Source organism: Methylophaga nitratireducenticrescens, assembly GCF_000260985.4.
In the GTDB taxonomy this organism is placed as follows: domain Bacteria; phylum Pseudomonadota; class Gammaproteobacteria; order Nitrosococcales; family Methylophagaceae; genus Methylophaga; species Methylophaga nitratireducenticrescens.
Genome location: NC_017857.3, coordinates 374,240 through 393,761, shown reverse-complemented (window position 1 = coordinate 393,761; position 19,522 = coordinate 374,240). Strand labels below are relative to the sequence as shown.

Below are 19,522 nucleotides of genomic sequence, written 5' to 3'. Positions count from 1 at the left end.
TTTCCTAGTGATCATGGGTGGCGCCGGATTTAAGCACCTCTGCCTTGAGCAGAAAACTGTTTGTCGTCACATACTGGCTGCCTGGTTTTAACCCCGAAAGCACTTCGATATAGTCCGCTCCCTGTTTGCCAAACGTGAGCATTCTGACTTCAAATGTATTGCCATAACGAACAAAAACTACCGGCATATCCCGATAACTTTGAATAGCACTGTGTTTTACAGCCAGCTCAGCAGGGTATTGTTCAACTGTCACTTCAGCGTTGACATGCATACCGGGTCGCCAATGCCCTTCTGCATTGGTAATTTCAGCACGGGCCCGGGCAATGTGACCTCCGGTCATTTTGGGGGAGATGTAACTGATTTTCCCCCCAGCTGATTCATGCTGATGTAAATCATTCACCTTGACCGGCATACCGACCCGTAATTGTTCGATATCAGAGGGAAACATCGACAGCTCAACCCAGACTCGGGATAAATCACTGACTTCCAGCAAACTGCCCATATCACTGTGATCACCGGCATTGGCCATACGCCGGGTGACCTCACCGTTGGCCGGACTGCGGATAGAGTAGCTTTGTAAAGTGGTTTGATTACGCACGGTCACTAGCACCTGACCTTTTTTGACTTTATCGCCGGTATTAACCATCACCGATTCAATAATGCCGGGGTACGGCGCATGCACCCGATACTGGCGGTCCTCCGCGACACTTACTACCCCATAGAGGGAATTCGTTATTGATAAGGTTTGTGGTCCAGCTGCTTCTGTTTCTATTCCTGATAGCGTTATCATGCGATCCGTTATCGTGCTGCGACCCTCAAAACTGTCATAGTGCCAATGATGGGACTTACCCTGATATTCGGCTTCCACAACCACTTCAAATGAATGTGGTTCGTCTATAACCGTATCTCCTAACAGATAATCCGCTTCAGTCGTAAAGTCGATAAGATTCTGTTCATCGTCCAGTCGATTTAACGTTACCGTTAAATTGATCTGCTGAGGATCGACTGGCTTTCCATGTTCATAGGCATAAACCCGCATTTCCGGTGGTACGCCCTGTTCATAAATGGTTATTTCCACCGCAAAGTTTTCATTCTCCAACAAACGTCCACCATGCGGTCCTTCCAGGGTTTCTTCGTGATCATGCGGTTCACTATGAGCATGATCGTTCGCCGCTAGAACTACTGAACTCGACAGTACCAGCAGGCTAAAAAATAAGGTGCTTAATTTCATCGGACTATTCCTGATAACTGGCAGTAAAGATTGAGCGGCTTAAAGGCATCCCGGTTAACCGCTCCAGTTCAAGTAACTGGGTATGTACAGCGGTTTGTGCTTCAATCAGATCACGTTCAACAGTGAATGCTTCGCGTTGTGCATCAATCCATTGCAAGACGTTGTATTGTCCTGACTGATAACCTGTTTCCGTTTGTTTCAAAAGCTCTTGCGTCAAAGGCGTCAGCGTTTTTTGCAGCCGATCGATTTGTTGATGGTTATTCAGCATGGCCTGATAGATTTCCAATAAGGCCATCCGCAATTCAGTTCGCGTCAGCTGTTGCTGCAATACTCCAGCTTCATATTCCGCATGTGCCGCGGCGATATTGCCCTGATTGCGGTCGTATAACTGCAGCGGCATTGAAAAACTGAACACCAGAGCATTGTCGTTTTGACCTTCCAGACGGCGAATACCGGCGCCGAAGCTGAAATCAGATCTGGATTTGGCTTCACTCAGACGTAATTGGGCTTCACGTAAGCGGATTAAGCTATGGCTCTGTAAGAAGGCCGGAGAATGAAGGATGGCCTGTTCCAACGTATCCTGTTCCGGCAAAGTTGGCAGTTCCTGTAATTGCCCTTCCAACTCGGCAAAATCGACTTCTTCTCCCCAACTGGCAGCGACATGCTGATAAGCAAGTTTGCGTTGTCCATTTAGCTGTTGTTGTCTGGACTCAGAGCGTTCAAGCAACAGTTGCATCCGTAAAACATCTGCCTGACCAACCGCTCCGGCAGCAGCACGTTGTTGTATAACCTCCAGGGCCTGCTGCTCAATCTGAATACGCCTTTGATTCCAGCTTACTAATGCATCTATCCGTAATGCCTGCAGATACTTGGCGGTCACATCAGAAAGCGTGTCCAGACGCTGGATCTCAAATTGCTGTTGCAATTGACTGGATTTGGCATCGACCAGATCGACGCGTTTCTGCCGTTTATCGCCCATTTCAACAAGCTGGCTTAACGATAGAGTTAATTCCGCACCGGAAAGACCCCGGCTATTGCCGGAGCCCAGCACATTTTCCAAATCTGCCTGTAATTTGGGATTGGGTGGCAACCCAGCCTGTAGTTTCTGTGCTTCAAGCGCGCGCTGTTGATAGGGGAACGGCTGTAATCTCGGACTCAGTAATAACGTGCGCTCTAGCGCTGTGGCCAGATTCAGACTTGTTCGGTTATCTGCGTTCACGGCTGACGTCGCTAACAATAGAGAGATCAGCAACAGCGGTATCAATACCCTGTCGGCGAGCGAATTTATTTGATAATTCATGATGAACTCCATAACACCACCAGCTTAGAAGCAGGCAGCAAAACTAAAAGTTTTTTAAAACGTTATGGAATTAAGCGTTGGGGGGCGGTAACAGAGGGGAATAATACAAAGTCACCAGCTGACTGCTGCTGGTGTGGGCAACGGCATCAGCCGTCCGAGCCTGAAAAAATAGTGAATAACTGACTAAATCCGCAACCAAATGCAGATGCAGCTGATGGTCATGATCAAGATTCTCATGCTGATAGTCATGATCAGCATGACTATGCGCAATACTCAAATGGGCTGAATAATGATCGTCTGGGAGGTGAGCCACAGACGCAGTAACGCCACTGACCATCAATAAATTGATGATAACAAAGAGAGCGGTCAGTATGCGTAAGCGGTCAGTCATGAAACAATTCTAGCGTGATTGCATCGTTAAAGTCAGCCTTTTAACAACACGGCATTTTCAGGAATATCCTGTTTCAACGTTTCACAGTCACCCTGGGCCGGTTGCTGTTCAGGATCACGATTTTTAAACCATATACGGCAAAAACCCGGTGAGGGAATATATTCGGCAGGGACTGCACTGGACGATCCCGAATAACGATCACTGTTGACGACACTATAAGCAGCACAACTGCTCATAGCAGCCAGTATCGGCAAGATCAGTAGTCCTTGAAGACGGGTTATCGATAATTTCATCTTGTAATTCCTCAGCAATGTCTGACTATTGAGCATCTGCCAGTTTAGCGGCTTTTGCAGCAGGTCTATCAACGCAAGTAAAGGCAATTAAGTTGGCAAAAAAACCAACCACCAAAGCATCAATCTGCCATGGCTGCTGTAATACTACATTCCAGACAATGGCAGAGCCGATTCCAGCCACCGCTCCGGCAATAAACCGTTTACGACTCACATAACAGCCCAGAATTGCCATCGTCAAAGGCACTAACACGGTTGGGGCCCAAAAGTTATACGCATAAATCAGAATATCGATTACGCTATCAATCGATAAAGCAAAAACCATTGATGCAATGCCCACTAATAATGTGACTACACGAGCGAGCATTAATTCTGCTTTGGCTGTTAAGGGTGTTTTCCGTAATGGCCTGACAATATCATTACTGAAGGCAATTGATGCCGAATTTAAAAACGAATCTGCTGAAGACATAATGATAGAAACAATGGCTGCTGCCACAATACCTTGCAGGATTGGCGGGACAGCCTGTTGAATAACATAAGGCATCGCTAAATTAGCATCTAGTGAGGGTTGCATGGCTAATGCCACTAAACCAATCAAACCGGTAATGGCAAAAAACGGAATCGAAAACAATCCGCTTAATAATGACCCACGAATAACATCTTTACTGCTTTTACCAATTAACAACCGTTGCAAATAGGGTGGTACCAACGTTTCACCCAGCATGAATGTCATAAATAACGATAATAATGCAATAACTGCCAATGGTTCTATGGGTAAGGTAAAGTGCGTTGCAGGTAAATTGTTTTGCATGGACTGCCAGCCACCAACATGCTGTAAACCAAAATACAATGTCATCGGGATGCCGAAGGCCAGCACGATAAATTGAATAATATCGGTCCAGACCACGGAACGCATTCCACCAACCGTTGCATATGCGATAACAATGCCGCAACCAATCAATACACCCCACACCCGATCAACATCAAGAAACAGGTTAAACACATAACCCATAGCACCAATTTGGGCGCCGAGGATCCCCGCGCACAGGGCGAGCGAAAATACACCACTGAATAGCCGGGCCCCTTTACCGTAATGTTCATCCATAATATCGCCTACTGAAATGGCATTTGGATAACGCATCATTTGCGGTGCAATATAGCGGGCGACCAGAATTTCTTTTATGCTAAAGCCCCATAACGCAACAATATTACTGATGCCAACCAGAAATACCTTTTCGGCATTTCCCATGGAAAATCCACCACCGATAAACGATGCCGATAAAGTGGCAAATATCACCAGCATGCCAAAAGATTTCCCTGCCAGAGCATAATCCTGCATGGTTTTTATGCCACGTCCGGCCCACAAGCCTATAAGCAGCACAAAAAACAGGTAAATAATTACAACAAGGGTTTCCATATCCACTTATCCAAGAAATGAAGTCAGGTAGAAGCTTACGTGTTTTTCAGGCATTAAAAAACCACCCGAGACAATGTCTGGGGTGGTTTCAATAAAACTTGTATTGTGAAACGTTAAATTCTTGTCACACTTTTACATTAATGATATTGCCTACATTTCCCTGAGGCACCGGAACAGCATCCAGTAACTTCAATACTGCCTGGCCTTGGGCCTCAATCTGATCATTGCTGAGTTTAAGCGTCGCAACCATTTGTTGCTGGGCTGACTGCTGAACGGACAACTGACTTGCCATTGCAGCAACATTCGTTGTATCCATTATGCCTTCCTAAAAACTTATTCTAAATGCTATATCGGCAGCTTATTTCAAAACTTTATCAGCAATTTGTTCAACAACAAACCCCAATACTTGCCGTATTTCATTTCGTGGCTGATCTTCCATCTCAGCAATCTCAGCAGCTGAGAGACCTTCAGACCAATGTTGACGGACAATACGCATTTTTTCAGCCGTTAATGAACTAAGCACTTCTGCTGTCATTTGATCCTCTATAAATTCAGGATCTACTTCACTTAGCTCCAGCTCACCGGTTACCGGCATTCTATCCTGCTGTCCCCACCTTTCAAGTAACAGACCCGCTTTGCTGATCCGTTCCTTACGCTGGTTTTGCAACGCTTCAATCCGCACTTTACCAGCAGTACGATTCAGTTTTTTTCCCACAGCACACCTGCCTGACGTCAATGAACTGAATGTTAATAACTTTTGATGACCAGCAAATTAGCTGGTCAGAAAAGCTTTATTTTTCTTCAAAGAAACGCTTAAATACGTCTTTCGCCGTATTACGCGTGTCCTCATTGTAACCGACAACCAACCCGGCAAGTAAAGTCGCTAAAACCGATTTGCCAGGATGCTGATGTACAATCTTGCTGAGTGCAGGCGTAATAACTGCTTGCAGAACATTTTCCAAATCATCCACATCCGGTTTACTGGACTTCTGGATACCTGGGGATGCTTGTTTTGTGCGGTAAACTGCAAATTTTGCTACCAGCATCACCAGGATGGCAGTAAGAGCATAACCACCAGCGGTGATGACGGCAGCAATATTTGGTGGGTAATGAGTCAATAACGCAAGATAGACGGCAAAACCAGCGAAGCCAAGCGCAAATATGCCTAACAGCGTTGCCACTGCTAGCGCTACGGTATTAATTTGTACTCTTGATCGCCAGCCCATAGATGTCTCCAGTAACCAATATCCGTATCAGATGTGATGTTAGCGATCCAGAATTTTGCCTAGAACCAAACCTAAACCAAAAGCAACAGCCATACTACTATATGGATGGCTTTCTACTTCATTTTGAACTTTGCCAAATGACTCTTTAACTTGATCCTGTGCCTGTCCAGCTGCCACTTTGACACGATCCTGGCTCTCTTTTGCGTACGCTGACGTCATCTCTCTTAATGTTTTAGTAACTTCTGCAAAATCTTTACGCAACGTATCCAATTGTTCCTGGAGTTCCTGGTTGGTCGCTTGAGTTGTTGCCATTTGACTATCTCCTTGAATAAATTTTGATGATTTTGAACCGTTCAATATCGGACACCAAAGTTAGACTAATTACTTCATCAATTAATCGGTCGCTTCTTCAATAGCGTCACCAGTTTCTTCTACACTTTCATCTATCGCTTCACCGGCTTCTTCAACTGGGCCTTGATCTTCACATGCTGTGAGAAAACCGGCACCTGACAAGACAAAAGTCATTAATAAAATTCTGGATAAAAAGCGGAAGGCGTTGGAGTTAATATTTTTGAACATAATCGTTTACCTCGTTGTTTAAAGAAAAGACAAAACGTTGAAGCACTTATTTATATTGGAAAAATTCAATACTTTTTCAAGTGTACTCTCACGGTAACTTTTGGGTTTATTTTTTGCTTTAACCTGTGTTAAGGATTTTTTTACTTAAACTTTCTATGGTGAATGCCCCCTTCAACTTTTACAAGGATATACCATGATTAGTTGGGCGTTAACATTTCTGATTATCGCAATTATTGCCGGTGTTTTAGGCTTAAGTGGTGTTGCAGGAACTGCAAGCAGTATTGCCTGGATTCTATTTGTGGTGGGTTTAGTACTTGCACTGATATTTTTTATCACCGGACGTAGACCACCGCTTTAACCTTTAAAAAATTTAAATAAATAATACAAATTATAAGGTTTAGTATAAATCTGATCCTGGTGATAGCGCAGGATTGAAATGAGATAAAGTCACCCCAGCCATTCAATTTATTTAGTAAGCATAGCCTACCAAATTGTTAGATGGTTACCTTTTGGCACCGCCCGTTTTTCGGGTGGTGTCTTTTTTTTGATTAGCGCTAATTTATTAAATTGACTTCACATATTTCCGGGGTATATTTCTTTCGAATCACATTTTTTAGTGAATATAAAGGAACGCTTATGAGTTTGCTCTTGGCTGAGAGCTGTATCGTTCATCAGTTCCAAAAATTCGCCGATCTCAACGAACATGAAATTCGCTTACTACAAGGATTGGAAAAAAATCTCCAAGAATTTGAGGCTGATCAGCCTATGGCCTTTGAAGGAGGTAAAGCCGAACGTTTTTTTACGCTTCAGTCCGGCTGGGCTTGCGCCATGCGGACACTTACCGATGGACAACGTCAGGTACTGGATATTTTTCTACCAGGTCAGATCCTTGGACTGCGAGAGATTGGTTTTAAACACAACCTTTCCGAATTCAGAACATTAACTCAAGTCAAAGCCTGTCCTTTTCCCCGGCAGCGTCTAACTGATATTTTTGATCAAGCACCACGTTTAACCGATATCTTTTTTTTGATCCTTGCCCGGGAGCAATCCATGCTGATCGAGCGGGTCATTAATATTGGCCGACGCAGCGCCGTTGAGCGGCTGGCACACTTTATTGTGGAAATGAAAGTAAGGCTCAATGTCGAAGCTGACAAATTTGAATTACCCATGAATCAAACGCTAATTGGTGACACCTTAAGCCTGTCTTCAGTCCATGTGAGTCGTACCTTTAAAGTACTGCGGGATGAGGGTTTACTTGACTCCAATAATGGTGATATTCATATTTTGGATCTGGAAGGTCTCATCGATATCTCTGGGTTTGATCGTAACTATTTAGAAAGTCATTCCAACTGGGCCAGACAGGACTAAACCTTACCTAAACGCTCGATAACAGTCACATCATCGATGGAATCAACGTCAGCTAATACCCCCCTTTCAATTGTCTTAATTTTGTGAATCTTATCCGCTTCTCGCTGTAGCAGGTTTTTGGCACCTGTATCTCCCTCTAACGCCATCAACTCATCTTTATAAACACTCTTAAATCCAACCGGGTGACCACGTTGATCGTCACAATAGGGTGCCGTAATGTCGGCACCCTGCTTTAGGTTCAGACAGATCTGCTGTAACACAGCATGAGGAATCAATGGCATATCGGCCAGACCAATGACCCAGCCGCCAGCTCCACCTGTAGCGGTGATAGCCGCTTTAAGGCTGTGGCCCATGCCATAAATTGCCTGTTCGGCTTCAATCAGATTAAGTTTTTGATACTGTTGCTCCGACCAGCTAATAATTGCATCTTTTAACATCGGATTATCCGGCCGGATGACAATGTATAATTCATCAAACACCGAACACCACAATTGCAGCGTATGCTGAATCAATAGTTGCTTTTTGTTCGCTATGGTTAGCTCATGTAATAATTTGTCAGCGCCAAAACGTGATGATTGTCCAGCGGACAGAATGATCCCGGTGGGAGTCATTAGCTGATTCATTTAATTACAAACGGATTGAATTTCTGCAACCTGGCTTGGCTTACTACTAGCCACTGCTGATCGTCTTAGCTGAATTAGCTCAGCCAATATGGCGATAGCAATTTCAGGCGGCGTTCTGCTGCCAATCGGTAAACCTACGGGTCCATGCAATCGCTCAATTTCCGAAGTCGATAAATCAAACATCGCCAAACGTTTCCGACGATTGGCATTATTGCTTTTACTGCCCAATGCACCGACATAAAAAGCAGCTGACTTGAGCGCTTCCAATAACGCCATATCATCCAGTTTGGGATCATGGGTTAATGCCACAATGGCGGTATGTGCATCCGGTTGCATGGCCAGCACTGCATCATCCGGCATCAGGTTGAGCAGCTCTACTCCATCCACGTCCCAGCTTTCCCGCATTGCATCACGCGGTTCACAAATTGACACCTGATAATCCAGCGACTGCGCCATCTCCGCCAGATAAGCCGATGTCTGGCCTGCACCGATAATCAATAATCGCCACCTTGGTCCATAGACTACAGATAGGTGCTGATCTGTGATTTGCACTGCAGTATCAGTAACTTTGGCATCGCTGCAATGCGATTGTAGTGAAGAAAGGTTTAATTCACGTTTTATTAATCGATGGCCATTTATTGCATTGAGAATTTCAGCTACCCATATGTTAGTTTTAACGGGCTCGACCACCAGCTCCAATGACCCGCCACAAGGCAGATTAAAGCGTTGAGCTTCATCCCGGGTCACGCCATACACCATTAATTTGGCCTGCTCTGTTGGCAGTTCGCCGGACACAGATTTACTGGCCAGATCATCTTCAATACAGCCTCCGGAAACCGATCCGACCAACACACCATCACTGCGTAACACCAGCATGGCACCCGGTTGACGTGGGCTGGATCCGAAGGTTTTCACCACCGTCACCAGCCATACCATCAAATCGGCTTCCAGCCATTTCTGCAATGTTTTAAAGACTGAAAGGTCAACACTGTCCATAATCAGCTTTCCAGTTGATAGCGAATAGGTAAATTACGGATCCGCTTACCGGTCGCAGCAAAAATAGCATTGCATATTGCCGGTGCAATTGGAGGCAGGCCCGGTTCGCCCACACCGCCTAATGGCGTATTGAAATCATCTGCGGGCAGTAAATGCACATGAATTTCGCGAGGCGATTCATTCATTCGAGTCACTTGATAACTATCAAAATTATCCTGCTCTACCGCACCGTCTTTAAAACTGATTTCACCAACGGTGGCCAGACTAACACCCATGATGCAGGCCCCTTCCATCTGTGAGCGTATTCGCTCTGGATTTACCTGAGGCCCACAATCCACAGCAATATCCATTCTCGGAATAGTTAACTCACCATCTTTTGACACCTCCACCTCTACAATAGCAGCGGTAAAGCTGACAAAACTGTAATGTGTTGCCAGCCCTAGTCCTCGCCCAGCCGGCAAGTCGCGTCCCCAGTTGGCTTTTTCACAAACGGCTTCGACTACCCGGCGTAATCTGCCTGTATCTAAAGGATATTTTTCCGGCGATTCCCCATAGTTCCATTCATCGTTCAGTTCTACCGGATTAATTTTCCGTGCCGGACCAATCAGTTCCAATAAAAATGCTTTGTGATCACGGTCCAAATCATGGGCCATTTCAGCAATAAAGGACTGGATCGCAAACGCCCGTGGAATATTGGCCACCGAACGGAACCAGCCAATCCGGGTATGGGCCTTGGCTTCCGGGTTTTCTATTTGCACGTTGTCGATGGCAAACGGGATATTCATTACCCCCATGCCCAGCTCAATCGGCATTTGATGTACTGAAGAAGCATCAAAGGTTGATGATATCGACGGTGCTACGGTGCGGTGTAACCATGCCGTGGTTTTACCATCAGCATTCACCGCGGCTTCAAGATGTTCTATTGAAACTGTGTGTAGATAGCCATTGTGTATATCGTCTTCACGAGACCAGGTGACCTGCACAGCACGTCCCTCCATTGCCTTGGAAAGTAATGCGGCTTCGACTAAATAGTCAGGCTTTGATTTACGGCCAAAGCCACCACCCAATAAGGTGACATGAATGGTGACATCCTCAGGTGACATTTCCAGCCATTTGGCAACGGTGTCTTTACTGGCTTGCGGGGCCTGGGTGGGTGCCCAGACTTCACATTTTCCATCCTGAATTCGGGCTGTAGCAACGGGTGGCTCCATCGGCGCCTGAGACAGATGTGGTATGTAATAATCTGCTTTGTAGGTTTTATCTGCAGTTTCTAACGCTTTAGCAAAATCACCACTGCTGCGGAGGACTTTGCCGCCAGAGGTTGAAGCGTCTTTGAGCATTTGTTGACGATATTCCTCGGTGTTATAACTAGCATTTTCGCCATGATCCCACTCGATTTTCAGCTTTTCACGGCCTTGCATGGCCGCCCAGGTATTTTCAGCAACCACGGCCACACCACCTAACGGATTAAATACCGCAGGTGGTGGACTGCCTTTCAAGGTCACGACTTTAATCACACCGGGGACTTTCAAGGCTTCACTGTCATCAAATGACTTCACTTTGCCACCATAGACCGGTGGACGGGCAATCACCGCGTGAACCATTCCATCAACTTGCACATCAATTCCGTAGATAGCTTTACCGGTAACAATATCTTCACCATCAATCAGCTTGGTGGATTGCTTACCGATATAACGGAACTGATCCGGGGTTTTTAAGCGCAATGTTTCGCGCTCTGGAACATCCAGCGCTGCAGCAGCTTTTGCCAATTCACCATAACCCAACATTTTGCCGGAAGCCCGGTGTTTGATTTGATGATTTTCAGCGAAAACCTCATCTACACTCACACCCCAATGTGCCGCAGCGGCCGCCTCCAGCATCATTCTGGCCGCTGCACCGACATTTCGCATCGGCATAAAAAAGTGTCTTACACTGCGCGAACCATCAGTATCCTGATTTCCATAACGTTCTTCATCACCGGGGGCCTGGATAACTTTAACTCTATCCCAGTCCGCTTCAAGCTCATCAGCCACGACCATCGGTAAGCTGGTTCGCACTCCCTGCCCCATTTCTGAGCGATGGCTGACAATCGTTACGCTGCCATCTTCTGCTATCGCAACAAATACCAATGGATTATCAACCCAGCCATGAGGCATGGCATCTCGTCCATATTTTGGCGCTTCTTCATCTTCGGCAAAACCAGTAAAGGGCATGCCCACGGCTAATACAAATCCCGTTAAGGCAAAGCCTTTTAGCAGATTACGGCGACTAATATTAGTGATTTCAGTTTGCAGACTTTCTTTTTTGAGTTGCGAGTTCATTGGACGCCTCCGTTATTGGTGGCGGCCAATTTAATCGCATCTCGTATTCGATTATACGTGCCACATCGACAAATATTGCCACTCATCGCATTATCAATATCGGCATCACTGGGGTTCGGGTTATCACGCAATAAAGCAGTAGCAGAGACTACTTGACCAGACTGACAGTAACCACATTGCGGCACACCCAGCTCTACCCATGCCTGCTGAATTACCTGGCCAACTTTATCTTTACTGACTGCTTCCACGGTAGTGATTTGTTTGCCTTGTGCTGCACTTATCGGGGTTGAACAGGAACGAATTGGCTGGCCATCGAGCATTACCGTGCACGCACCACAGAGCGCCTTGCCACAACCAAATTTAGTGCCGGTCATGCCCAGCACATCGCGTAAAGTCCAAAGAATGGGCATATCTTCAGGCAAATTAACTTCATGGCTCTCGCCATTGACTGATAATTTCATGAGGGCTTTCCTGTAGTAAATTTAAAGCGTAACCGGCTGTTGACAACGTTATCAGCTGCATATTATGGTTAGATTAACGATACGAAATTATCGTAAAGTTGCATTTAAAAGCTGTCGGACTCGCTAAGATTTAGTCACCATCGATTCCAACATGCCATTCACAATTCGTGATGCTTCATCGGTTTTGGTGCCCCGAAATATCGAGACCAAAAGCTTCGCTTCGTTATAAGCGGTATCAATTTCCTGACGGAACAATTCACGAAAGCGTTTACCTCCTATTACAAAGGAGCCTTGCTGCTGGGTAATCTGATCAAAAATCTGACCCTCAGTGACACTATGGCTTTGCACAATCAACTGTCCGGCCAGACGACTGAATACCGGAACGGCCATAACAAAAGTGATCAACTTGTTAACTTCACGTGGACTTCGCTGTTTCCAATACTGAGCATAAGAAGAAATCTTACGAAACGTGCGCCAATCCACTTCCGTCAGTTGTGCTATGGGTCCAGAAGGCTGCGCGCCATCAAACAAATGCTCCAGATCCACACAAAATGCATGATAATCCGGTAACGCGGCCAATGACAGTTGCGTCGCAATATTGGCGATATCGGCCTCCAGCTCCTCACGGGGCTCCAGAGTTCTGTCGTAAAAAATAACCGTTGAGTGGAATTGTAGAGTTTTACTGTCCTGCCAAAAACGGATTGCTTTCAGTTTTGGATGAAACTCTGCGATAACAGCCACTGAGGCAAAAAGTTGATCCAGATTATCCATAGCACCGGTTCACTATCAGAATTAATTTTGTCTTTGTCCTTGTGACAGAACAATCACTAAAAATATTCAACTTGTAAGCTAGGGCTTGTTGATCTCTCAGAGACTAAGCATACATAAAAAAATCCCGATGTTTGCCACCGGGATTTTAGTATCTGATTTCCAGCTTTATCAATTCAATGCGTTTAACGCAGCATCATAATCAGGTTCATCAGCGGTTTCGGCAACTTGCTCGGTGTAAATAACTTTGCCGTTTTCATCAATGACGACGACTGCACGGGATAATAGCCCTTTTAACGGACCGGTTTTAACCGTAACGCCATAGTCTTCACCAAAACTTGAACGGAATGCTGAACCAACTTCAACTTTATGCAGACCTTCAGCACCACAGAAGCGGGCCAAAGCGAAAGGCAGGTCTTTTGAGATACAGACTACCGTGGTGTTATCAAGCGTCGTAGCTTTTTGATTAAATTGACGAACTGACATTGCACAGGTGTCAGTATCAATGGATGGAAAAATATTCAGTACGATGCGACCACTGATATCCGTTAAATTCAGATCAGACAGATCGTCTTTTACTACTGAAAAATCAGGCGCTTTATCGCCAACTTTAGGCAGATTCCCCACGGTCTCGAATGGATTTCCTTTCAAAGTGACTGTTGCCATGCTATTGCTCCTTATTCTTTATCAACCAGATAGTGAGCCTACACCCAAGCTGTGGGATGTCAAATACATGCTTCTCTGGATAAAAACATACTAACTCGCAGACGATTACTGTTCACAATTTTAGTTAACCGGATTGATTTTACATTTAAGCAAACATTTTAAAATGATAGGGCGATTGTCCCCACCTCTCAAAATAAATCAACGTTACGCTCTACCCAACAGGCTAAAAAGGCAATAGATCATGTTTTAATCTTCAATATAAACAATAAAGTACATGTGCCTTAACAACGCTGTATCAGCGGACAAATTTCCCGTGACAGTCTTATAGTCAACAAATCTTGTTGATAATACCTCGGGAGGCAAATAGCCATGGCCAGTGTAATGAAAACCATCCATCACGGCGGCTGTCCGCTCGACTGCCCTGATACCTGTTCGATGGTTTACGAAGTCGAAAATGGTCAGTTACTTTCTGTTCGTGGAAACCCCGAACACCCAATGACGCGTGGTGGCTTGTGCGTCAAACTCAAAGATTACGAAAAACGTCATTATCATCCCGAGCGCGTTTTACATCCGATGCGTCGCGTTGATCCTAAAGGCCGTGGCCAGTTTGAACAAATCAACTGGGATGAGGCACTGACCGAAATTACCGACCGCTGGAAAGCAATTATTGAGGAGTATGGCCCGCAAGCCATTATTCCTTATAGCTATCTAGGCAATCAGGGCCTGGTAAATGGGTTAAACGGTGGCGATGCTTTCTTTAACAAAATGGGCGCCACCGTTTGAGAACGGACTTTTTGTGGTGAAGGCTCAGGCACCGCATGGCTGTTAACCGTCGGTCCAACGGCCGGTGTGGATCCCGAAAGTTTTATTCATTCCAAGTACATTATCATCTGGGGCTGTAACTCCGTCAGCACCAATCTGCATCACTGGCATATTGTGAAAGATGCCCAGAAACGCGGCGCTAAAATTATTGTCATTGATCCTTACAAATCCAAAACAGCCAAAGAAGCTGACTGGCATCTTTCCCCCAGACCAGGTACCGATGGAGCTCTGGCCATGGCAATGATGCATACCATCATTGAAGAAGGATTGGTCTATCAAGATTATGTCGATAACTATACTGTTGGGTACGCAGAATTAGCTGAGCGCGCTAAACAACGAACCTAAGAATGGGCAGAAGAAATTACCGGAGTAAGCGCTCACGACATTCGCCAGCTTGCACGCGAATTTGCCACCACCCAACCTGCAGCCATTCGCCTGGGGGTTGGTTTGGAACGTAATTATGGTGGATCGGGCAATCAGCTCCTTACCCGCATTAGTCGGCGCATGGCGGCATGTTGGCGGTGGTGCTTTACAATTCCCGGTCTGGGAACATCCTTATAAATTTGATGTTATCTGCCGACCGGATTTAATCCCGCAAGGTACTCGGGTGATCAACGCCATCCAGATAGGTCGCGCCTTGACCAATGAGATGAACCTGGATATTCCAATCAAATCGATGATGTGCTGGAATGCCAACCCTGTCACCCAAGCAGCTGAAACGGACAAAATCATCACGGGCTTGATGCGAGAAGACTTATTTCTGGTGTCGGCCGAACACTTTCTGTCGGATACTGCGTCTTTTGCTGATATCGTTTTGCCTGCTTCGATGGGCGCAGAAATGGCAGATATGGTGTTGTCATGGAGCCATCTTCACCTACAATGAAATCTTTCGTCGGCTCGCGGCCAAGATGGGCTACGAAGAAGAAAACTTCAAATGGAGCGATAGTGAATGTCTGGAAAATTATGTGGACTGGGATTCTCCAGCCTGTGAAGGCATTGATTTAACCTATCTGTTTGAACATGGTTATGCCCGCCTTAATGTTGGAACCCGAGATAACCGTGCACCGCACAAGGCCGGTAATTTTCCAACGGCTACCGGCAAATGTCATTTCCGTATTGATGATGCCACTAACTTTGTTGCCGGCCCATTCAGACAAATGTATGACGGTTTTCAGCCCGGTGAACCGCTGGATAGCCTGCCGGATTATGTGGCTTCAAGAGAAATGCCACAAACCAATCCGGAACTGGCTAAGCGTTTTCCATTGAATATCATTTCACCGAAAAGTCATGGCTTTTTGAACTCCTGTTACGCCAACATAGACAACAAGCTCAAAGCACAAGGTGATCAGTTTGTCATGATCAGTGCTGCTAATGCCGATCTAAGACAGATCCAACAGGGAGATACTGTTCGAGTATTTAATGACCGGGGCGGTTTTGATGCCAAGGCACAGAGCACCGAAGATGTCAGCCCGGGTATTGTTGTGGCTACGCTCGGATATTGGCGTCAACGCAATAATGGCACGGTGAACTGTGTCAGTTCAGCAGAGTTTGTTGATATGGGGCATGCGCCAACCTTCACCGATAATCTGGTGCAGGTGGAGGCTATTAGATAGTCTAAGGCTTTTTTATCTTTCATATCCACCACTGCTGGCGACTATTTTTGTGTCCAACCAGACGGAGATGAACGATCAATAAACCCTAGAAGCGGATATCATGAGTTAGTCGGATATCCGCTTTTATTTATTCTGTATCAGCTTCCTGATTGGCTACTGTAATCGCTTCTTCACGTTGTTCGATAGCCATGGTTTCCAGCAGTTTACCCATTGATTGCATCAACCAGTAACAGGCGTAGATACGGTCATAATAAACTTCGGTATAGTCAATGCCTGCACTAAGCAATTCATTCTCAGTATCTAATAAATCAACTAAGGTGCGTTGACCCACGCGAAACTGGGATGCATAAGCTTCACGAGTTTTTTCGGCAGCTTCAACGCGTTGCTGTAAGCCGGGTAAACGATTATTAGCATTTTCCAGTGCATTCCAGGCCAGGCGAACATTCAGCCTAATTTCCCGCTTTGCCCGATTAATCAGCTCTTTTTGCTGTTCACTCAAATGTTCAATTTGTTCCACCCGAGCCATGTCTGCGCCGCCATTCAGCAGGTTATATTGCAGGCGGAACATCGCATAAAGGCCTTTATCATGGCCAGACAAACCATCAATGTTATTGTCGGCTGATGCACCCAAATCCAGATCTATGCGAGGATGAAACGCAGATTTAGCTGCATTTTCCTGCGCCAGAGAGGCTTCGTGATCGGCCAGTGCGCTGCGTAGGGTTGGATGCTGGTTGTAGGCGATATTTACCGCATCATCCAGCGTGGCAGGAGCGTTATCGCAGCAATCATCACCTGGATTGGTGATATCTTCCGGCATGATGCCAACAACCCGCTGAAAGTTGGTTCGGGCATCTTCGATATTGCCAAGTTGTGATTCAAGATTTGACTGTGCCAGAGATAAACGTGCCTGGGCCTGTTCAACATCGGCCTGACGGCCTACCCCGCTCTCCGCTCGTTGCTGGATCTGAGAAAAAATTGTTTCATGCGATTTCAGGTTGGTTTGGGTCAGTTCCAAAAGATCCTGACGACGCAGAACATCAAGATAAGCTTCAATTGCCTGCAAACTAGTACGTTCAGAAATATCCGTTACTGCATACCCGGCCGAGTCGGCAGCGGCGGAGGTACGATCGACCTCGCTTTTGGTATAAAAGCCGTCATATAACATTTGCTTTGCGGTAATGCTGGCCTCGCCTCGCGTCAGCGTCTCGCTGTCGGGGCGTGTAGCAGGATTCTTGGTATATTCCCGACCATATCCCAAATTCAGGTCAACTTTTGGCGCATAACCAGCGCGTGCCTGATCAATCGTTTTATCCACACTCAATCGGCGGTATGCTTCGGCCAGAACTTCAGGGTTGCTTTGAATGGTCTGCTCGACGGCCTGAACCAGCGTCTGCGCCAGAATTGTCGGAGAAAAGGCCGTTACACCCGTCAACAAAGTAGTGCTTAGTGCGAGTACTTTAATTTTTTTGTTCATCTATCCAACACTCCATCAGCGAACGTCTATTTCAACACGTCGATTTCTTGCTTCAGCAACTTCATCGGCAGTATCAATTAGCAGCTCCGATTCGCCCATACCCTTGGTTGTAATGATATTTTCCGGAATGCCTCGCCGTATAAGTTCCTGACGAACCCTCTCTGCGCGGCGTTCTGACAATCCAATATTATATTGTTCAAAACCCATAGTATCAGTATGTCCGATAACAATCGCTTCAGCAATTTGTCTGGTTTTTATTTCATCAAATACTTTTTGAGCCGCTGCTTCTGATTCTGGAGTAAACGTGCTGGTATCAAAGATGAAATACAGACGGGCGCGATAAGGTTCTGCAGGTAAAGCGGCCATCGCAGGCTCCATTTCGGGATCTGCTTCTACAGGCGGCTTAGCACAAAACGGTGATTCGCCCTCAGCCAGCACAAAAGGAGCTTCAACCTCTTGCCGCATTTCGGAAGTTGGCGTTTCTGGGCCAAACGAATTGACAGCACTGCTGTAACCGCTGCATCCGGTGATGAATACGGAAAGTAACAAAAAAGATAAAATTCGGAATATATGTGTCAGCATCATGGCGCTTCTTTAGTAAGTGGTTCGACTTTTACTGATAATGTTGAACATGAAGCCGTCAGCGTCGTCGTTGGTGTATGGACTTTTACTGCATCCAGTCTTTTGGCTGTCAATTGGCCACCAACTAATGCCAGCGTTCCATTAACAATAGATAAATCTGCCTGTCCTTGTTGTGATTGGTTATCAAAATGATAACTGTCAATCGAAAAACGAGTGTTGGGGCCAGCACCGATACGGGTGTTGTCGTTAAACAAAATCCCTACACTGCTATTGCTGTCGGTGTGTAATGCATCATCAATGAAGACTTCATCTCCCAAGCCAACTTTAACAAATTCACCGGCACGAATTAACTGCACATCACCCAGCAGTGTTTTTACCACTCCCACACTTTGAGCATACCCTGTCGAGCTAAAAAGCAGAGTGAAGGATAATAAAGCTAAAACTATTTTTTTAGGCACCATATCTCTCAGAACCATCCATTGGTCACAGCCGTTATAACGAAGTTATACGTTTGTTTTAAACACTATAAAAGGCGAGATTGCTCTAAATCGCATGAATCACACAATGGTCAGATCTATGTTTTATTCAAAAACTTCCGCCAACACAATGTGAATTCTGTCACATTTTTTCGAGATGACTATATTTAACAGAAAAAAAGCTTATGAATTCAATTTCTTCAAACCAACAAACTGTACATCAATTAATAATCGTTTCTTTTGGATTGACTGTTAACCACATTATCGGCATAAATAGCATCTGGGTGAAGAAAAAATACAATAACAAAATGTAGCTCCAAACAGAGTAGGCGATTTAATTGACGGTAAAAAATTACCTGCAATTACGTTTGTTTGCTCTGGCCTTAAAGATTGGGTTTCCCTAATTCTTTTTACACATTCATTTTTCTAAGGAATTAACATGAAAATTACAGCTGTATTTTTATCTTTATTTTTTATCTTTGGACTAGCTGCTTGCAATACGATTGAAGGCGCAGGCAAAGATGTAGAGGCTGCCGGTGGTGCAGTTGAAGAATCTGCACAAGAAAATAAAAACTACTAGTGTTACGTGCTTTTCAACGAACCTACTTAGTTAAGTTAAATGAAACAAGCCCTGCTGACATAACGTTCCGCAGGGCTTTTTTTAGCGCGATTTTTAATGTTTCAAAATCACATATAACGCATGAATAATGCCTGGAATGAATCCGAGCAATGTCAGCAATATACTTAACCAAAAATGTCCTTTAAAACCAACTTCCAGGAACACCCCTAAAGGTGGCAGTAAAATAGCGAACAGAATTTTGATTGGATCGGTCGCGGTAAAAGCCATATTCATTTCCTTTGTTTTGGTTCGTCGATTTATTGCACGAGCATTCAGTATAGACACACTTCACTCATCCA

At 45.4% G+C, this 19,522-nt stretch carries 27 protein-coding genes; 7 read left to right on the top strand and 20 right to left on the bottom strand.

Annotation, left to right across the window (positions count from 1 at the left end; all coding sequences use genetic code 11):
* Positions 1 to 4: 4 nt before the first annotated feature.
* The 10 genes from Q7A_RS01855 to Q7A_RS01810 all read right to left on the bottom strand — a co-directional run bounded on the left by Q7A_RS01855 (position 5) and on the right by Q7A_RS01810 (position 6,434).
* On the bottom strand, positions 5 to 1,231 hold the full coding sequence (locus tag Q7A_RS01855) for an efflux RND transporter periplasmic adaptor subunit (RefSeq protein ID WP_014705624.1): 1,227 nt from the start codon (positions 1,229 to 1,231) through the stop codon (positions 5 to 7).
* Between the two features lie 4 nt (positions 1,232 to 1,235).
* Positions 1,236 to 2,531, bottom strand: a complete 1,296-nt coding sequence (locus Q7A_RS01850) for a TolC family protein (protein ID WP_014705623.1) — start codon at positions 2,529 to 2,531, stop codon at positions 1,236 to 1,238.
* 70 nt (positions 2,532 to 2,601) lie between these two features.
* Positions 2,602 to 2,922, bottom strand: coding sequence for a hypothetical protein (locus tag Q7A_RS01845; protein ID WP_041354231.1), 321 nt, complete (start codon positions 2,920 to 2,922; stop codon positions 2,602 to 2,604).
* Positions 2,923 to 2,954: 32 nt separating this feature from the next.
* Complete coding sequence (locus Q7A_RS01840) at positions 2,955 to 3,215, bottom strand: hypothetical protein (RefSeq protein ID WP_014705621.1); 261 nt, start codon at positions 3,213 to 3,215, stop codon at positions 2,955 to 2,957.
* A gap of 25 nt (positions 3,216 to 3,240) precedes the next feature.
* Positions 3,241 to 4,629, bottom strand: coding sequence for a sodium:solute symporter family protein (locus Q7A_RS01835; RefSeq protein ID WP_014705620.1), 1,389 nt, complete (start codon positions 4,627 to 4,629; stop codon positions 3,241 to 3,243).
* 124 nt (positions 4,630 to 4,753) lie between these two features.
* Positions 4,754 to 4,945, bottom strand: a complete 192-nt coding sequence (locus tag Q7A_RS01830) for a YjfB family protein (RefSeq protein ID WP_014705619.1) — start codon at positions 4,943 to 4,945, stop codon at positions 4,754 to 4,756.
* A 42-nt stretch (positions 4,946 to 4,987) separates the two neighbouring features.
* The gene (locus Q7A_RS01825) at positions 4,988 to 5,344 is read right to left on the bottom strand and encodes a hypothetical protein (protein WP_014705618.1); all 357 of its coding nucleotides are present in this window, start codon (positions 5,342 to 5,344) and stop codon (positions 4,988 to 4,990) included.
* Positions 5,345 to 5,420: 76 nt separating this feature from the next.
* Positions 5,421 to 5,855, bottom strand: coding sequence for a phage holin family protein (locus Q7A_RS01820; protein ID WP_014705617.1), 435 nt, complete (start codon positions 5,853 to 5,855; stop codon positions 5,421 to 5,423).
* Positions 5,856 to 5,894: 39 nt separating this feature from the next.
* Positions 5,895 to 6,167 (bottom strand): DUF883 family protein, encoded by a 273-nt coding sequence (locus Q7A_RS01815; protein ID WP_014705616.1) that lies wholly within the window; start codon positions 6,165 to 6,167, stop codon positions 5,895 to 5,897.
* An 81-nt stretch (positions 6,168 to 6,248) separates the two neighbouring features.
* Positions 6,249 to 6,434 carry a hypothetical protein gene (locus Q7A_RS01810; RefSeq protein WP_014705615.1) on the bottom strand — a complete coding sequence of 62 codons (186 nt, stop codon included), beginning with the start codon at positions 6,432 to 6,434 and terminating at the stop codon, positions 6,249 to 6,251.
* 193 nt (positions 6,435 to 6,627) lie between these two features.
* On the opposite strand from Q7A_RS01810, the gene Q7A_RS01805 reads away from it, so the two are divergent.
* Together Q7A_RS01805 and Q7A_RS01800 are read left to right on the top strand one after the other, a co-directional pair.
* On the top strand, positions 6,628 to 6,792 hold the full coding sequence (locus Q7A_RS01805; protein ID WP_014705614.1) for a DUF1328 domain-containing protein: 165 nt from the start codon (positions 6,628 to 6,630) through the stop codon (positions 6,790 to 6,792).
* Positions 6,793 to 7,070: 278 nt separating this feature from the next.
* Positions 7,071 to 7,802, top strand: a complete 732-nt coding sequence (locus tag Q7A_RS01800) for a Crp/Fnr family transcriptional regulator (protein WP_202971545.1) — start codon at positions 7,071 to 7,073, stop codon at positions 7,800 to 7,802.
* Here Q7A_RS01800 and Q7A_RS01795 read toward each other — a convergent pair.
* The 6 genes from Q7A_RS01795 to tpx form a co-directional block, all read right to left on the bottom strand.
* Complete coding sequence (locus Q7A_RS01795; protein WP_014705613.1) at positions 7,799 to 8,413, bottom strand: nucleotidyltransferase family protein; 615 nt, start codon at positions 8,411 to 8,413, stop codon at positions 7,799 to 7,801. The genes Q7A_RS01800 and Q7A_RS01795 overlap by 4 nt on opposite strands.
* A 12-nt stretch (positions 8,414 to 8,425) precedes the next feature.
* Positions 8,426 to 9,421 (bottom strand): XdhC family protein, encoded by a 996-nt coding sequence (locus tag Q7A_RS01790; protein WP_014705612.1) that lies wholly within the window; start codon positions 9,419 to 9,421, stop codon positions 8,426 to 8,428.
* Between the two features lie 2 nt (positions 9,422 to 9,423).
* Positions 9,424 to 11,742 (bottom strand): xanthine dehydrogenase family protein molybdopterin-binding subunit, encoded by a 2,319-nt coding sequence (locus tag Q7A_RS01785; protein WP_014705611.1) that lies wholly within the window; start codon positions 11,740 to 11,742, stop codon positions 9,424 to 9,426.
* Positions 11,739 to 12,203 carry a (2Fe-2S)-binding protein gene (locus tag Q7A_RS01780; RefSeq protein ID WP_014705610.1) on the bottom strand — a complete coding sequence of 155 codons (465 nt, stop codon included), beginning with the start codon at positions 12,201 to 12,203 and terminating at the stop codon, positions 11,739 to 11,741. Before Q7A_RS01780 ends, Q7A_RS01785 begins: the two co-directional genes overlap by 4 nt.
* Positions 12,204 to 12,326: 123 nt before the next feature.
* Positions 12,327 to 12,974 (bottom strand): hypothetical protein, encoded by a 648-nt coding sequence (locus Q7A_RS01775; RefSeq protein WP_014705609.1) that lies wholly within the window; start codon positions 12,972 to 12,974, stop codon positions 12,327 to 12,329.
* A gap of 168 nt (positions 12,975 to 13,142) precedes the next feature.
* Positions 13,143 to 13,637: a thiol peroxidase gene (gene tpx, locus Q7A_RS01770; RefSeq protein WP_014705608.1), complete on the bottom strand. Its 495-nt coding sequence runs from the start codon at positions 13,635 to 13,637 to the stop codon at positions 13,143 to 13,145.
* A gap of 369 nt (positions 13,638 to 14,006) precedes the next feature.
* Here tpx and Q7A_RS15475 point away from each other — a divergent pair, with 369 nt between their 5' ends.
* The 4 genes from Q7A_RS15475 to Q7A_RS15460 all read left to right on the top strand — a co-directional run bounded on the left by Q7A_RS15475 (position 14,007) and on the right by Q7A_RS15460 (position 16,072).
* On the top strand, positions 14,007 to 14,420 hold the full coding sequence (locus Q7A_RS15475; RefSeq protein ID WP_238595938.1) for a molybdopterin-dependent oxidoreductase: 414 nt from the start codon (positions 14,007 to 14,009) through the stop codon (positions 14,418 to 14,420).
* A gap of 66 nt (positions 14,421 to 14,486) precedes the next feature.
* Positions 14,487 to 14,804, top strand: coding sequence for a molybdopterin-dependent oxidoreductase (locus tag Q7A_RS15470; RefSeq protein ID WP_238595937.1), 318 nt, complete (start codon positions 14,487 to 14,489; stop codon positions 14,802 to 14,804).
* Positions 14,805 to 14,919: 115 nt separating this feature from the next.
* Complete coding sequence (locus Q7A_RS15465; RefSeq protein ID WP_238595936.1) at positions 14,920 to 15,342, top strand: molybdopterin-dependent oxidoreductase; 423 nt, start codon at positions 14,920 to 14,922, stop codon at positions 15,340 to 15,342.
* Positions 15,343 to 15,367: 25 nt separating this feature from the next.
* Positions 15,368 to 16,072 (top strand): molybdopterin dinucleotide binding domain-containing protein, encoded by a 705-nt coding sequence (locus tag Q7A_RS15460; RefSeq protein ID WP_238595935.1) that lies wholly within the window; start codon positions 15,368 to 15,370, stop codon positions 16,070 to 16,072.
* Between the two features lie 127 nt (positions 16,073 to 16,199).
* On the opposite strand, the gene Q7A_RS01760 is transcribed toward Q7A_RS15460, so the two are convergent.
* From Q7A_RS01760 to Q7A_RS01750, 3 genes are read right to left on the bottom strand one after another with little or no spacing between them, the layout of a single operon-like run.
* Positions 16,200 to 17,546 (bottom strand): TolC family outer membrane protein, encoded by a 1,347-nt coding sequence (locus Q7A_RS01760; protein ID WP_014705607.1) that lies wholly within the window; start codon positions 17,544 to 17,546, stop codon positions 16,200 to 16,202.
* Between the two features lie 15 nt (positions 17,547 to 17,561).
* Positions 17,562 to 18,131 carry an OmpA family protein gene (locus Q7A_RS01755; RefSeq protein ID WP_014705606.1) on the bottom strand — a complete coding sequence of 190 codons (570 nt, stop codon included), beginning with the start codon at positions 18,129 to 18,131 and terminating at the stop codon, positions 17,562 to 17,564.
* Positions 18,128 to 18,508 carry a FecR domain-containing protein gene (locus Q7A_RS01750; RefSeq protein WP_169712021.1) on the bottom strand — a complete coding sequence of 127 codons (381 nt, stop codon included), beginning with the start codon at positions 18,506 to 18,508 and terminating at the stop codon, positions 18,128 to 18,130. The genes Q7A_RS01755 and Q7A_RS01750 overlap by 4 nt, the downstream gene beginning before the upstream one ends.
* 535 nt (positions 18,509 to 19,043) lie before the next feature.
* Between Q7A_RS01750 and Q7A_RS01745 the strand changes: the two genes are divergently transcribed.
* Complete coding sequence (locus Q7A_RS01745) at positions 19,044 to 19,184, top strand: entericidin A/B family lipoprotein (protein ID WP_014705603.1); 141 nt, start codon at positions 19,044 to 19,046, stop codon at positions 19,182 to 19,184.
* A gap of 93 nt (positions 19,185 to 19,277) precedes the next feature.
* On the opposite strand, the gene Q7A_RS01740 is transcribed toward Q7A_RS01745, so the two are convergent.
* Positions 19,278 to 19,451: a YqaE/Pmp3 family membrane protein gene (locus Q7A_RS01740; protein WP_014705602.1), complete on the bottom strand. Its 174-nt coding sequence runs from the start codon at positions 19,449 to 19,451 to the stop codon at positions 19,278 to 19,280.
* Between the last annotated feature and the right edge of the window lie 71 nt (positions 19,452 to 19,522).